Annotated in this window: 1 pseudogene; it reads left to right on the top strand. The window is 40.5% G+C overall.

The annotated features are described in order from the left end of the window. Positions 1–741: pseudogene (locus tag R7Z50_RS26945) on the top strand (hypothetical protein); the annotation flags it as partial.

Here is a 741-nt window from a genome sequence, read left to right as displayed (position 1 = left end):
ACAGAAGAAAATAGGATCAACCCTTGGTATCAAGCAATTCAACGGTGAGCCAGTTGAATATCAACTGTTCTACAATGACTCTTACATTGAAAGTAACGGGTTGAATGTCTTAGCTGATTTTGCTGAAACTTTTGATCAAAGAACACAAGAGTTGGGGCAAAAGCAATTTGACCGATGGGAAGCGTTTTGGGAAATCGTTAGCGGACGTCAGGACAGTTCCATCATCCAAAAAATTAGTGCGACTTTTCATGGTTTAAAGGGTTTGTTTCCGACCTTGTCAGCCAAGGTATGAATACGATGATTCGTGAGTTTTTGCAGCTCTTGAGTACTTCGATTGATTCACCTGATACTGAAAAAACTCAGATGCAGCATAAACTCATCAATGATTCCAATACATGGAAAGGCAAAAAGCTAATTTATATTGCTCACTCGCAAGGAAACTTATGGGTGAACCAATCTTACAAGTATGTTGTTTCTCAATTAGGATACGACGCTGATAATATTCACGTGGTTCATGTTGCGCCGGCTTCGCCAACATTAACCCCTGATAGTGACTATATTTTATCAACCTCTGACCTTGTTATTAATGGCCTGCAACTAACGGGAATTGGCTCTGTCCCTGTACCGAATACCGTTATAGCGCCAAGCACAGCAGACATTGCAGGGCATGGTTTAATTGAAATCTATTTAACTCATCCTGACTCGATTAACAAAATCAAGAAATCTGTGGGGCGAGCTTTT

Source organism: Vibrio sp. 1249-1 (genome assembly GCF_033340495.1).
This window is presented reverse-complemented; position numbering and strand designations above follow the sequence as displayed.